Raw genomic sequence first — 15,013 nt, forward strand, 5'->3', positions numbered from 1 at the left:
GTTTACAGTTGATCTGGATCATGCTCCGGCATTTCCTCTTCTGGCTCTGCCTCAACAAAAACTTTACGAGGCTTACTTCCTTCAGACGGCCCAATCACATGATTTTCCTCTAGCTCATCAATCAAACGAGCAGCACGATTATAGCCAATCCTAAACCTACGCTGCAATAATGAGATACTTGCTGTCTGCATTTCAACCACCAAAGCTTTCGCTTCTCCATACAGCTCATCCTGCGGGTTGTCGCTCCCGCCGCTACTTGTGGCAATCTCTTCAGTCGGCATCATATCTTCCTGATAATCTGCTCCTTGCTGTTCCGTAACAAATGCAACGACACGCTCAACCTCTTGATCTGAGATAAATGCGCCCTGTATACGTATCGGCTTGTTCTCACCCATCGGTAGAAACAGCATATCTCCTCGTCCCAATAGTTTTTCTGCACCGTTACTATCAATAATTGTCCGTGAATCCGTACCACTTGAAACAGCAAAAGCCATTCGCGACGGTACATTCGCTTTGATGATTCCTGTAATAACATCTACACTTGGTCGTTGCGTCGCAAGAATCATATGGATACCAGCCGCCCGTGCCATTTGCGCCAATCGAATGATTGCATCCTCCACTTCATTACTGGCAACCATCATCAAATCGGCTAACTCATCTACGATAACAACAATAAATGGTAGAATCGGACGATTATCACCGTCCTCCAGATTTTTTTGAATCACAAGATTATTATAGCCTGAAATATTTCGAACCCCTGCTGCAGCGAATTTCTCATAACGAAATTCCATTTCCTGAACAACCTTTTGCAATGCCTGAGCGGCTTTACGCGGATTCGTTACAACAGGTGTCAATAAATGAGGAATGCCATTATAGACATTCAACTCAACCATTTTAGGATCGATCATCATCATTTTTACTTCATGAGGTTTGGCCCGCATCAAGATACTTGTAATAATCCCGTTAATGGCAACTGATTTCCCACTACCGGTAGATCCGGCAATCAACATATGCGGCATCTTCGTTAAATCTGCGGATTGTACCATTCCGGAAATGTCTCTTCCTAATGGCACCTCCAACAACTTATCCGGATGACTCGGTTGCGCTTCAACAATATCTCTGAAAGAAACAGTACTCACTGTATTGTTTGGTACTTCGATCCCAATCAAGGATTTACCGGGAATCGGAGCTTCCATCCGTACATCCTTGGCAGCCAAGGCAAGTGCGATATCATCAGTTAAACCAACGATTTTACTGACCTTCACACCAACAGCCGGCTGAATCTCGAATTTAGTTACAGATGGACCCAGACTTGCTTTGACGACCTTGGCATCTACATTGAAACTCCGGAAGGTCTGCTCAAGAACCCCAATATTGCTCTCTATCTTCTGATACTCATCACTTTGATCCGTTGCCGGAATCGAATCCAGTAAGTTCGGTGATGGTAACTGATAATCTCTATCTTCTGTCTCAGCTGAGATTTCAAATTCCAAGTCAGTATTGTCTTCATACTGATCAGACAGCTCTGGTTCCATTGGCTGCTGGCTCTCTTCATAATACTCTTCATAGAAGCCCGCTTCCTGATTTTGGAAACTGTCGATCGGTACCAACGTCAATTGCTCCGGCTCTTGCTCGGGAGCATCGAATTGCTCTCTTTCAGATTTCGCCAGCTGTTCTCCCGGCGTATGCTCTCTCACCTGATTTTTCTCCAACCATTGCTCGGCCATTTCTTTTGCACGTTCCTGTTTCGCTGCTTCTTTTAACTTCTTTTTTTCTGCCCGCTTTTCAGATTGTGCGGAGAGTCGTTCATCACTTTTAGCAAACAAGCGTCCCAACGCGTTACGAAACCATTGAATACCGTCAAGAATTTGTTGAAAATCCAACATGCTAATCATATAGCCACCTAATGCAATAAGTAATACAGCAATCAAATAGCTCCCAAGCTGTGCAACCAGAAAGTGCGTCATTGAATACAGAACAGCTCCGACCATTCCACCACCGACATTTTCCTGAACAACATTTCTAGTCAGATCCATCTTCAGAAAATCCCATGTTGTATTGAATATATTTGGATTGCCGTTGCCAATATTCCTGAACCAATAGGCCTGAATAAATAGCAGAACACCAAGATAAATCAGTCCGCCGCCAATAACCTTCCGAGGCGATTTTACTGGAAAATTATCTCCAAATAGAATCAGAGAAAAACCATATAACATTAATAGGATCGCTGCTGCTGAATAAGTGTTTCCAACAACCAGACGCAATCCGTTAGCAATCAAAACTCCTAAGAAGCCTAATTTCAATACTCCGAATAAACCAAAAAATACAAAGAATATTCCTATAAAAATATAACGCAGCTGTTCTTGCTGCTTCTGTTGCTTTTTGGTTTTCTTTTTCTGCGCCATTTTTGCCCCCTCTTCCTCTTTCCAATAACTTCCATTATACCTAAAAAATAAGCCGAACAAAAGTACCCCCATTCGTTTTTACATTCAATTAGAAAAAAATCAAGTATCTGTTCTATTTTATTTGGCATGACAAGGAAAAATTGCTCTCTATCCTTATTGCACTAAGCAAAAAATAGAGTAAAATTTTTATTAATATTACAAACAAAGAAACATTACAGTAATACATTTGACTTATTTGTAATACCATGTAATACTATTGTAGAAAAAGGGGAGTAATAATTGGAGGGTATGTTCCATGGGAAGAAAATTGTTTTGCGAAATTTCACCAACGACTTACAAAATTTCAATGGCAAAAAATAGAGTAGGTAGAACGATTCATGACAAACTGAGCAAGCATCTTTTCGCTTCTGAAAAAAGAAAACGACACTTGCCTGTTTCTATTTATAAACATCGGTCCTTGATGCGAAGAAAACTTGGAAATGTCGATCTTCACTTACAAAATAATAAAGTGGTCAATCTTTCGCTGTCCACACCTAAAGTTTCAGGTATTCTGATCAAACCTGGGGAAACTTTTTCTTTTTGGCAGCTGGTAGGCCCTTGTAGAGACAAGGACGGTTATAAAGAGGGCCTAATGATTGGCAAAGAAGAAGCCATCAGTGGTGTTGGAGGAGGTATGTGCCAGTTCACCAACTTAATTCATTGGATCATCTTGCATACACCATTTGAAATCATTGAACATCACCATCACGATGGGCTGGATCTTTTTCCTGATTTCGGACGCGTGATTCCGTTTGGAACCGGCACTTCTATTGTCTATAATTATTTGGACTATCGGTTTAAAAATACGACCGATCAAACGTATCAACTGGTTACCTATATTGATGAAGCCTATTTGCATGGAGAGCTTTATGCAGAAAAGGAACAGCCCTACAGCTACCATATCAAAGTGGAAAATGAATATTTTAGTCGTGAGCAAGGGGTTGTTTATCGTAACGGAAAAATCTATCGTCATATTATTGAAAAACGAACGGGAAATACACTAAAAAAAGAGCTGATCAAAACCAACCATGCAAAAGTTGTTTATGACACCTCTCATTTAACTATCATCGATCAATGATGTCTGAATAGCTTTTACTATTTTTAAAGTGGCTGGGACATAACTCAATTCCTACGCCTTATCTACACTTAAATTCAAATAAACAGTGGGCCAGAAGCAGTTTCTTCAACAATAAGCTTCTGGCCCAACCTCTTATACATTATTCGTTTGTTTCTCCCATCGCAACTCTTAATGCTGCTGCTAATGGACTTTCTTCCGGTTCGTCCTTTTGAGAATATTTCTTCATCAGACGACGTTCCTCATGCTTCGTAATTTTCTTACTACGCTGTTTCTTGTCCTCTATTTTTTCGCTTATTGAACAATTATTACACTTGAAATAGGCACCATTTTTTCCTTCAATAATGACCATCTTCTTGTGACATTGCGGACAACGATGATTGGTTGTTTTTGGATCTTTCCGTCTTCTATAGCTACATTCCTGACTAGAACAAACATAAATTTTCCCATCTCTGGTATTTTTCTCTCTTAAATTCTCGCCACAGTCCGGACATTTTTTCTGCGTAATCGAAAAATCCTGGTATTTGCTTTCACTTTTTTTGATCTCACTGACCAGACGTTTCGTATCAGCTTCGATTTCTTTCAAGAAAGCCGTGCTGTTCTTCCTCCCTTTGGCAATGTCCTCTAATGCTTTTTCCCAGTTCTCAGTTAGCTCTGGCGTAACAAGAGATGGATTGACCAATTGAAGCAACTGCTTACCTTTCGGAGATACCTGTAAGCCTTGTGGTGTTCGCTCCATCAACTCTGATTTAATCAGTTTTTCGATGATCTCAGCTCTCGTTGCAGGCGTCCCAAGACTGTGCTTCTCCATGGCACCAAGTAAACTACCTTCACTCAACGCTTTAGGCGGTGCGGTCAATTCCTTATTGATTGTGAAATTCGCCGGAACAACCATGCCGACCTTCCAATCCGCACGAACAATCGCATCTTCTTTTTCCTGTTTCCAGCCAGCCTCTTCCACTTTATTCTGACGGAAGATAAACTGCTCTTTGCCAAACTGAACCGTGATTTTTCGTTGATTGGCACGATGCGGCTTCGCGAAAAGACCTAAGAAGCGATTAACGATCATAAGATAAATCTTCTGTTCATCATTGCTTAGTTTTTCAAATCTCGGGGCTTGTTCTGTCGGTATCAAAGCGTGGTGATCGCTGACTTTACTATCATTGAACACTTTATCTTGAACAACCTTGCCACCATTTTTCAAATAAGCTTTGGCTTCTGGGAAGCTAGTACTAATTGCCTGTAACCGTTCTTTCATTGTCGCTTTCATATCTGTAGTCAAATATTTACTATCTGTCCGCGGATACGTCACGATTTTATGAAACTCATATAAACTCTGAACAAGTGAAAGCGTCTTTTTCGCCGAAAACTGATAGCGTTGGTTGGCGTCTCTTTGTACCTCGGTCAAATCATAAGGTAGTGGGGCTTGCTCCGTTTTGATTTTATCCTGAATATCAGAGACTTTTCCTTTTTGCTTACTCAGCTCCTTCACAAAGCTTTCCACTTCATTCCGCTCTTTGAAAGCAAATTGATTTTTTTGTTGCAGTCGCCCCTTTTCCTTTTCATGTAGTAAATCGACAGTGAAGTAAGTCTGTGGACGAAACGCTTCAATCTTCTTCTCCTGATCACGAACAAGTGCCAGTGTTGGGGTTTGAACACGTCCAGCAGATAAATTATCCTGATATTTTACCGTCAATGCACGTGTGACATTCAGCCCCACCAACCAGTCTGCTTTTGCTCTAGCCAAAGCGGAATAATACAGATTGTCGTATTCTTTTGCCGGCCTTAATTTTTTAAAGCCATCGTTGATCGCCTTATCTGTTTGAGAGGATATCCATAACCGTTTGACTGGTTTATCGAAGCGAATATATTCTAAAATCCATCGAGCGACCAGCTCCCCTTCACGTCCGGCATCTGTCGCGATAACCACTTCACCAATGTCTTTACGATTTGCCAGCTGCTTGATCGCTTTCAATTGATGACCCGTTTTAGGTAATGGCTTGATTCCTAACTGCTTTGGCAGCATCGGTAAGGTCTCCATCTGCCAGCTTTGCCATTCTTTATTGATATCCTCCGGCATTTTCAGTCCTAATAAATGGCCCAAAGCCCACGTAACAATCGCGGTAGGACCTTCATAATAACTTTTATTTTTATTGTTAGCTTTTAAAACCCGGCTCAAATCTTTTGCTACACTAGGTTTTTCAGCAATGATCAATTGTTTTTTTGACATAGTGATCTCCTTTGTTTTTTCTCTGTAAATCCTATTTAAATCATACGCTTATGAAAACCATCTTCACTCTAAGACGGCCTGAGCTTAATCAAACTTTGACCTCTAGTATATCTTTCATCAAAGGACAGTTCTGGTTCAATCAACAAAATTTACATATACTTCTGTATTATAACAAACCCCGAGGAAAAATTACCTATTTTTTTCAATCTAAAAATGAATCGGCCCAACTAAATAAAATCAACTTGATTATTCTTTGTTGTCCAGGATATGCAAATGGCTGAAGCAGAAATTGCCTCAGCCATCACCTATTCACTTATCTTACAAGACTACTCTTGCAGCATTTTGGTTTTCCACACTGATCGGTGGTTTCATAGAGATCTTTCACACTTTCAAATGCGACCGGCTTATCATTTTGTAAAAGCGCTAATCCCATATATTGTTGGAGGTCTTCATCACATTCATCACACCAGCGTTCATCCCCATCATTCCAGAAAGCAGAAAGATAGTTTGGCTTAGCACTTGTATATGTATATTCTGATGAAATCTCCTGCCATTTTTGCAGGTAGTATGTAGCTGCCTCTTCCAAACAGTCAAATTCCTGTTTTTCCACAATGTCCTCGTGCCAATCCTCGAAAAACCACCATGGTTCGTTATCTCCGTACATTGTTATCACTTGGTACACATTTTTCACCTCTTTAAATTCGTACAAATGCTATTGTAGTCAGTTCCACTCGAAGTTGCAAGTAATTGAACCGTTAAAAAACAACGGTTATTTATTAAATAACAATAAACAGAGAACCGAAACCCGGTAAAGAACAAGGGCCCGGTCCATCTGCCATCGCTTTTAATCGATGGATTTCACTTTAAATATATTGGAGTGTTTTTTCTTCTTTATACGCTTGATCAATCAAGCCTCCGCCTAAGCATTCCATTCCATCATAGAATACAACTGCTTGTCCTGGTGTGATCGCCCGTACAGGTTCATCAAAAATCACTTCTGCCCGATCTCCATCCAACAAACGAACCGTTACTGGTACGTCTTGCTGACGGTAACGGAATTTTGCTGTGCAACGAAATTCCTTTGGTTTATCTTCGGTTGTTGTAAAATGGATTTCGCTGGCATCTAAATGTGTTGCATACAATGTCGGATGATGGAAACCTTGCCCAACATATAGCGTATTTGTTGCCAGATCCTTGCCAATAACGAACCACGGATCTTGTGTTTTGCCTCCGCCACCAATACCTAGTCCTTGACGTTGACCGATCGTATAGTACATCAAGCCATCATGCTGTCCTTTGATTTCTCCATCTTCGGTAACCATGTTTCCCTTTTGGGCAGGTAAATAGTTACTCAAGAAGGATTTGAAATTCTTTTCTCCGATAAAGCACACACCCGTGGAATCCTTCTTCTTAGCAGTGGCTAAGCCTGCTCGTTCTGCGATTTCTCTAACCTCAGATTTTTCCATCCCACCAAGCGGGAACATCGTTTTTGCTAGTTGTTCTTGAGACAATTGGCTCAGGAAATAGGTTTGATCTTTGTTATTATCTATACCTCTAAGCATATGGACTGTCCCATCTTCCTCTTTGCTTACTTGCGCGTAATGACCAGTCGCCACATAGTCAGCACCTAATTGCATGGCATAATCCAAAAATGCTTTAAATTTGATTTCCTTGTTACACATCACATCTGGATTTGGGGTTCTACCTCGACGGTACTCCGCCAAAAAATATTCAAACACCCGATCCCAGTACTCTTTTTCAAAATTGACCGAATAATAAGGAATCCCGATTTGGTCAGCAACCTTTGCGACATCCTTATAATCTTCCGTTGCTGTACAGACACCATTTTCGTCTGTATCGTCCCAGTTCTTCATGAAGATCCCGACCACATCATAGCCCTGCTCTTTCAATAAAAGAGCCGTTACTGATGAATCGACACCGCCACTCATTCCGACAACAACACGTGTTTCGCCGTTATCTTTCATTGTATCACCATCATTTCATATAGATTCTGAAATATCCACGATTTGAAGGTCGCTGTTTCCAGTGATACTCATTATACTAGGATTTTTTGAGATGTAAAGATGTTGACCATATCTGTAATTTCTTCTTTATAATCCAATCATTTCTCGTCTCCTATTCTCCTTATGTGTCCTTCAAGCGAATCAAAAGAACTCGTTCATCTAGCGTATAAGCAGCATTTTCGATCCATCTTTCATGCGCTATCGAGTAATCGACGATTTCAAGCGGCGGATCGAGGCTCACGTATTTATAGGCAGAACCCAATTCCTGCTTTTTCTGATTGCCCTCCTTGATCAACACATGATCCTTGACAACGGTGGAACAGAAAAGCGGTTCAATTGTCCTGCTTTGCCTCGAGTTGCCAGTTCTACTTTTCTTATTTGCTAGATAGACTAGACATTCTTTCCACCATTCATCTACTTGAAAATTAGTAGACTGGAAAGATAATAGTAGAATGGTATGCGTAAAGATAGTTAAAGGAATTAGCTAATCGCAGAGGCAGCAACTACTAGTAGCGAGCTGCGTCGATGTCCGCTCAACACTCGTAGGCCCTAAACTGCGACGAGTCACAAGCGAGAATGCCTCAGTGGTAAACCACTGTTTTTCGAGCCTCTTCGAAGAGGCTTCGGCAGGAAAATGTCCCCAAAAATAAAAAGGCAAGGCCTGTCATTCAGAAAATTTCTCTGCCTTGACGGCCTTGCCTCTCTTCTATTTTACCAATTCATAAAGTCCCGCTACTACTTTGTCTGCTTCAGGAAGATTTTCCTTCGTGCCGATACCAATCACATACATTCCTGCTGCTTTTCCTGCCTGTACACCAGCCTGAGCATCTTCAAAAACAATACAGTCCTCTGGAGATAGCCCCAAACCTTGCGCCGCTTTCAAGAAAACTTCCGGATCAGGCTTGGCATTTGTTACCTTTGTTCCGTCAATAATCACATCAAACAGCTCATAAATATTCAGGCTTTTCAATATGGAAACGGCATTTTTACTAGCTGATCCCAATGAGATCTTAACTCCTTCCTTCTTCAGTTGGAGAAGGTATTCCTTTGCCCCTTTTAGAAGCTCGTCTTCAGTCATATCTTTGATGAACGTCAGGTACCAGTCATTCTTCATTTCTCGCAATCGACTTTGCTCCAGCTCATCTTTTTCGATTCCACCTAGTTCTAAAAGAATCTCTAATGAGCGGACACGGCTTACTCCCTTTAGTTGTTCGTTTTCCTCTTCAGTAAAATCAAAACCTAATTGATTTGCCAACTTTTTCCAAGCCAAATAGTGATATTTCGCTGTATCGACCAATACACCATCTAAATCAAAAATTGCACCCTTCATTGTTTCCATACTTTTCCACCTTCCTTTGTTACTTCTACATGATAAATTTCTTCCTTCAATTGAACCTTGAAACGCATTTTCTGCCAGTGCTTTGGTAGTTTAGGGTTCACCGAAACTCTTCCCTCGCTGATTTTCAGACCAGCAAAGCCCAAAACAGCTGCCATCCAAGCACCACCATTAGCTGCCGGATGTGTACCGCCGATATAAATCGTCCCTGCAAATTGCTTGGATTCACCGGTCAAATCAACAGATGCCGTCTTCATAAAGTACGGATAGGCCCACTCAGGATCACCAATGTCACAGGCTAGCAACGCATAGATGCAAGGGCTTAGTGAAGAACCATGCTCAGTTCTTGGCTCGTAATACTGCCAATTCTTCCGTTTGACTTCCTTGGCGTATTCTTCCTTGAATAACGTCAGTAATAAGACCACGTCTGCCTGTTTCAAGATTTGTGTATCTGCAGCAACCCCATAAGCTCCGCCCCAATACTCTTTTGGATCGATCAAGCGAGAACGAACCGTATCTACTGTCGTATCTTCTAGCTTAAAATAGCCATCAAACTGTTCGATTAGCCCCGTTTGATCATCTGGCTGAGGAACGTACAATGCTTTTTTCATATTTCTCAGCTGCTCTATCTCTTGCTCGTACGCCAATTTTTCAATCAACGCTGCTTTATACGTAGGGGAATCTTCCAGTTGCTCCAATACCTTCTCTGCAATATTGATCGTGTAGGCAGCCATTTTGTTGGTATAGGCATTGTTATACACGCGTTCATGGTATTCATCCGGACCAATCACATCAATCAGTTCAAAACGTTCTTTTTCCGGTCGATAGTAAGCATACGAGTTGTAAAAGCGAGCACACTCAAGAATGACTTCTGCACCACCATTCATCAACAGCGCCAACTCTCCTGTCATCTGAAAGGTTTCCCAAATCCCATAAGCAACCGCCGCACTGATATGGATTTGCTTATCTCTAAAATACGTACGCATTGGACGTTGAGTAAATACATCCGTCACATTATAGTCAGAACAGGCATCTTGACCATTCTCTTGACTTTCCCATGCATAAAAAGCGCCACGAAAACCATATTCTGCTGCCTTAGCTCGTGCTCCATCTAACGTTTTTATACGATAATCTATCAAATTTTTAGCTGTTTCCGGTTCCGTATGAAGAAAGAATGGCAGCATAAACATTTCTGTATCCCAGAACACAGCCCCTTTATAGGTCTGACCAGATAATCCTCTGGCCGGGATCGAAGTCGCCTGTGAGTTCCGAGGAGCAATGATCATCAACTGATAAATACTATATCGTAACGCTAACTGAGCTTCGTCATCTCCTTCAATTTCAACATCAGCCATCGACCAACGCTGTGCCCATTCTTGCTGATGCTCCTTCTTCAGCGCCTGATACCCTTTCTGGTTCGCTGAATGACTTGCCTTTACAGCATATTTTAGAGGTTCCGCCACATCCTGAGAGGTATAAATAGCGATTGACTTTGTAAAATGATAGGTCTGTCCCGCTTGCGCAACAAACTCGATTTGTCGAAATATTCCCTTCTCTGTTTCAAAAATCCGCTGCGTGCCTTCAAAATCTGTAGTAAGAGTATCTGCAACTGTGATCGTATGCTTCATTTCACCACTGATCGCTGACAGTCCGAGCGTCTGTCCCTCTGAATAATGACTATACTCAAATAAATGAGGACCATTGATATCCCAGACATCACCATCGATTCCCGTGACTAAACGTATATTCGTAGTATTCTCTAAACAGAAAGAATAGGACATCAGCAGTAAATGCTTGTCTGTACCACTTGCGAATCGCTCGCTTACAACCCTTACCTCCCCAGATTTACCAGAGAAAACCGTTCTGCGTTGGTGAAGTGCCTGATGCATATCTATTTGCTGCTGATGTGCACATACTTCCTTCGTTCGAAGATCATACGGATCACCATCAACAAATAACTGCGTGTACAAACCATTGGGGGCATTGATTGGTTCCCGCCAAGAAGCTCCTTGCTGATCGTAAATACCAGACAAATTACACGCTGGTAACTCGCTTTTATCATACTCCTCCATCGTTCCTCGATACCCAAAGTACCCATTTCCTATTAAAAATTTATTGCCAAAATCAATCGTTTTTTCAAGCTGTCTGCCTTCTTCTGAAATCAACCAACTCATGATTTTCCTCCTTGATCTTTTCCTGCTATTCTATTGGCAGCTTTTTTCTATCCATCACTCATTCGATTTAAAAGACTAAATTATTCTCTACTGCAATCCACTTGTGACTCGTACCCCTGACTGTTAAAAAAAGAGATGGACGGCTATTGCTTCGCTATCCATCTCTTTTATCAGCTATCACACTCAGTTCATTTGACCTAGTGCATCAATTTTATAGTTCGTTCTTTCACTCTCGTTTTTCTGATCTTTGTTGTTGAACGATCGCTTGTTCAACTAAGCTGGCTACATCTGAGACGCTTACTGATTGGCTGGGACAGCTAATTCTATTCCCTCACTATCAATCAACCGCTCTTCACCATATACAGATAATAGAAGCGGTTCTCCACTTACGACACGGATAGAAGCGGCTTCCGTGCTCGCCATCACTTCAATAATCCGTTTTCGATATTCGATTCGGAAAGTGTACCCCTTCCATTGCTTTGGCACTACAGGATGAAGCATCAGCTGATCGCCATCACTGCGCAAGCCGCCAAAACCGTAAACAATATTCATCCAAGCCGCAGCAATTGAGGTTGTATGCAGCCCTTCATTTGTATTTCGATTGTAGTTATCCAAATCCATTCGTGTCGCAAAGCTGAAGAAATCAAACGCTTCATCCACCCTTCCCAATTCAGCCGCCAAGACAGAGTGAATGGATGGTGACAGCGACGATTCATGAATCGTCCTCGGTTCATAATACGCATAATTCACTTGCTTAGATTCCTTAGAAAAGCGCTGATTATATAGGAATTGGAACATTAGCACATCTGGTTGCTTGATCATATCATTTCGATAAATGCGGTCATAAGACCAATGACTGTATAGTGGAAAATCCGAAATCGGAATCTTATCAATATCGATATGCGGCAAATCAAAATACCCTTCGTGCTGCTCGATCACACCATCGGAACGTTCAAAGAAAAGTGTTTCTTCTGCACATTTTTGCCAATGCTGCCATTCCTGTTCAGTCAATTTGATTTTATCCATCAACTGTCCCAACTGCTCAGGAGCATCAACACTCATTTTCTCTAAAACTTTGATCGTGTATTCAAATGTTTGCTGAGCCATATAATTGGTATACGCATTGTGATTGACCATCACTTGAAACTCATCGGGTCCCATCACTCCATAAAAACCAAATTTTTTCGTTAATTGACTCCAATCTCCTCGAGATTCCAAAAATCTAGCGATTTCCACCAGCATTTCAATTCCATGCCCGTAAAGAAATGCTCGGTCATCCGTTAAATGAACATAGTGCCAAATGCCGTAAGCAACACCTGTACTTGGCTGAAACTGGGTACTCGCATGCTGCCAGAGATCACAAGCTTCCTCCCCATTTAATGTAGCAATCGGATAGCAGGCACCGATACAGTCTAAATCACGTGCTCTTCTTCTAGCTGCATCTAATGTCGAATAACGGAATTCCAACAAATTCTTCGCCGCTTTTGGGTTGTTGAACAAATAATACGGTAGACAACAGGTCTCTGTATCCCAGAAAGCATGACCACTATATGCTTCGCCAGTCAGTCCTTTCGCGCCAATATTGTTGGAAGGATTTTGCCCATGATAGGTCTGTTGAAGCTGGAAAATACAGAAACGAATCCCTTGCTGATTCTTATCATCCCCATCGATCTGAATATCAAAACGATCCCAAATAGTCGACCAGTAGTCTTTCTGTTCCTGTTGTGCCTGTTCATAGCCGGATGTCACTGACTCATTTAAAACAGTACTTCCCTCTGACCATAACACTTCTTCTCTAACTTCCTGCTTTTTGATTACATTTACAACAAGCTTCTCAACAACGGCTTCTTTTCCTTCTAATAAAGGCAGAATCAGTTCGTAACCAATTTTCTTTTCTGATTCGATCCGTTGCTTTTGATATTCTTGATTGACCGTCAGATGAAATCCTGTAAAAATCTGCTGCTTGGTCGTAAGCGTCTGCCCAATAATGGCCAGATCCCCTGCCTTATTCAGCACACCCTTTTTCTGTTCTTGCCAAAAAGAAACAGGTTCTTCTCCATGCATCGTATTGAAATCGACTCCTAGCTTCACTTGAATAGTTCCTGAAAAATTCAATGGCTCAAAAGAGATTCTTTGATAGCCATTTGTCGATTTTTCCATATGAAGAAAGCGTTCAAAAGTTAGTTTCAGCTGTTTCCCCGTTTGAGTTATCCAGATAAAAGAACGAGTCAATCTACCTGTCCTCAAATCTAGCTCACGATAAAAATCTTTCAGCTGGATCGTGTTCATATCCAGTTGCTCATCATCCAGTTGAATAGACGTATCTAACCAATTTACAGCGTTCAGCATAAAATGCGGTTTCGTTACAATTCCCTTATAGTGAGATAAGGCTTCCTTTCGACTATACTCATAAATCCCATTGAAATAGTTTCCTAAAAGGCTATCGCCGGATGTCCCTTCTTCAAAATAGCCACGTACACCCATATACTCATTTCCTAAGGAAAAAATCGATTCAGATACTCGCTCATACTTTGGGTCGAAGCCTTCTTCAATGATTTTCCAGGGATCTAGTTTAAAATAATCATCTGCAGCTTTTGCCATAGAATATACACCACCATTTTTATTTAAAGTACGTTTTTTGAAACAAGAGCCGAGGATGTCCATAAAAACACCCTTGTCCTATCTCATTTCTCTTGCTTAATTGATTTTTGTTACTGAACGGCGAACAATCAATTCACCTGAAAGTAAATACAATGGTTGGACCTCCTGATCCAACTGATTGATGATAGCGATAAGCTTCAACAAGGCCATCTCACCTTTTTTCACATGGTCCAAGCGAATCGTCGTCAACGGCGGATCATTGATTTCCGCATAACGAATATCATCAAAGCCGATAATGGAAATTTTCTCTTTGTCATATTGTCCCTGTTCCTTCAAAAAATGAATGAAGGAAGCTGCTAAAAAATCCGCAGTTACAACAACAGCTGTAAACTCATGCAATTGCTTCGCCATTTTTTCGAACTCACCACGATGAAACAAAAGCTTGCGATTAAAACTTAGCGTATGGTTCTTCAACGCCTTCTTGAATCCTTGATAACGCTGCTCGATAACCCCAGTTGTATCTTCATCAAACGGGTATGTTAGAAAAGCAAATCTTTCATGACCATTTTCAATCAGAAACTCTGTTGCAATCGTTCCAGCTTCAAAGTCGTCCGAATTGATAAACACCCGATTGTGTTCATGTTCAATGAGATACTCTTTTTTGTTTGCTAAGTGCGTATCAACAAATACGATCGGCGTCTGAATGATTTTATTGATTTCACTATAAAATTGCGGAGAAACACCTACAGCAATAAACCCTTCGAATTTCCAATTTCTTTGAACCGCTTCCACATCTTCAACAGAAGTAACATTATGGATCAGTGTAAACATTCCGGCTTCTTTCGCCTTACGTTCGATTCCTTCCAAAACTTCTGTAACAAAGGGATCTGAGAAATCCACATCTACTTTATCAGAATAATACAATAGACCGATCAGCTTGGATGAAGATTGGACTAAAGCCCGTGCATTCATATTGGGTGTATAGTTATATTTCTTTATGATTTCTTCGATTAGTTCAATTTTATCCTTGGAAACTCGATGGGCTTTCTTATTAATGACATTGGAAACGGTCGTTACACTCACGCCTGCTTCCTTGGCAATCTGTTTGATTGTTACCCGCATATTCTTC

At 41.2% G+C, this 15,013-nt stretch carries 10 protein-coding genes; 1 reads left to right on the forward strand and 9 read right to left on the reverse strand.

Annotated elements, in window-relative coordinates:
* Positions 1-2: 2 nt before the first annotated feature.
* The gene (locus A5888_RS07225) at positions 3-2,405 is read right to left on the reverse strand and encodes an FtsK/SpoIIIE family DNA translocase (RefSeq protein WP_086350398.1); all 2,403 of its coding nucleotides are present in this window, start codon (positions 2,403-2,405) and stop codon (positions 3-5) included.
* Positions 2,406-2,700: 295 nt separating this feature from the next.
* Here A5888_RS07225 and A5888_RS07230 point away from each other — a divergent pair, with 295 nt between their 5' ends.
* Complete coding sequence (locus tag A5888_RS07230; RefSeq protein ID WP_086350401.1) at positions 2,701-3,522, forward strand: VanW family protein; 822 nt, start codon at positions 2,701-2,703, stop codon at positions 3,520-3,522.
* Between the two features lie 139 nt (positions 3,523-3,661).
* Here the strand turns inward: A5888_RS07230 and A5888_RS07235 are convergent, their stop codons facing one another.
* The 8 genes from A5888_RS07235 to A5888_RS07270 all read right to left on the reverse strand — a co-directional run bounded on the left by A5888_RS07235 (position 3,662) and on the right by A5888_RS07270 (position 15,006).
* Positions 3,662-5,749 (reverse strand): DNA topoisomerase 3, encoded by a 2,088-nt coding sequence (locus A5888_RS07235; protein WP_086350402.1) that lies wholly within the window; start codon positions 5,747-5,749, stop codon positions 3,662-3,664.
* A 313-nt stretch (positions 5,750-6,062) separates the two neighbouring features.
* The gene (locus A5888_RS07240; protein ID WP_086350403.1) at positions 6,063-6,431 is read right to left on the reverse strand and encodes a DUF1033 family protein; all 369 of its coding nucleotides are present in this window, start codon (positions 6,429-6,431) and stop codon (positions 6,063-6,065) included.
* 181 nt (positions 6,432-6,612) lie between these two features.
* On the reverse strand, positions 6,613-7,734 hold the full coding sequence (gene mnmA, locus A5888_RS07245; RefSeq protein WP_086350404.1) for a tRNA 2-thiouridine(34) synthase MnmA: 1,122 nt from the start codon (positions 7,732-7,734) through the stop codon (positions 6,613-6,615).
* 160 nt (positions 7,735-7,894) lie between these two features.
* Positions 7,895-8,068 carry a hypothetical protein gene (locus A5888_RS07250; protein ID WP_339102020.1) on the reverse strand — a complete coding sequence of 58 codons (174 nt, stop codon included), beginning with the start codon at positions 8,066-8,068 and terminating at the stop codon, positions 7,895-7,897.
* A gap of 411 nt (positions 8,069-8,479) precedes the next feature.
* Positions 8,480-9,112 carry a beta-phosphoglucomutase gene (pgmB, locus tag A5888_RS07255; protein ID WP_086350405.1) on the reverse strand — a complete coding sequence of 211 codons (633 nt, stop codon included), beginning with the start codon at positions 9,110-9,112 and terminating at the stop codon, positions 8,480-8,482.
* On the reverse strand, positions 9,100-11,283 hold the full coding sequence (locus A5888_RS07260) for a glycosyl hydrolase family 65 protein (protein WP_086350406.1): 2,184 nt from the start codon (positions 11,281-11,283) through the stop codon (positions 9,100-9,102). Before A5888_RS07260 ends, pgmB begins: the two co-directional genes overlap by 13 nt.
* 297 nt (positions 11,284-11,580) lie before the next feature.
* Entirely contained in the window at positions 11,581-13,884 is a 2,304-nt protein-coding gene (locus tag A5888_RS07265; protein ID WP_086350537.1) for a glycoside hydrolase family 65 protein, read from the reverse strand.
* A gap of 96 nt (positions 13,885-13,980) precedes the next feature.
* The gene (locus A5888_RS07270) at positions 13,981-15,006 is read right to left on the reverse strand and encodes a LacI family DNA-binding transcriptional regulator (protein ID WP_086350407.1); all 1,026 of its coding nucleotides are present in this window, start codon (positions 15,004-15,006) and stop codon (positions 13,981-13,983) included.
* Positions 15,007-15,013 lie beyond the last annotated feature (7 nt).

The organism is Enterococcus sp. 9E7_DIV0242, assembly GCF_002140975.2.
Classification (GTDB): Bacteria; Bacillota; Bacilli; order Lactobacillales; family Enterococcaceae; genus Enterococcus_L; species Enterococcus_L clewellii.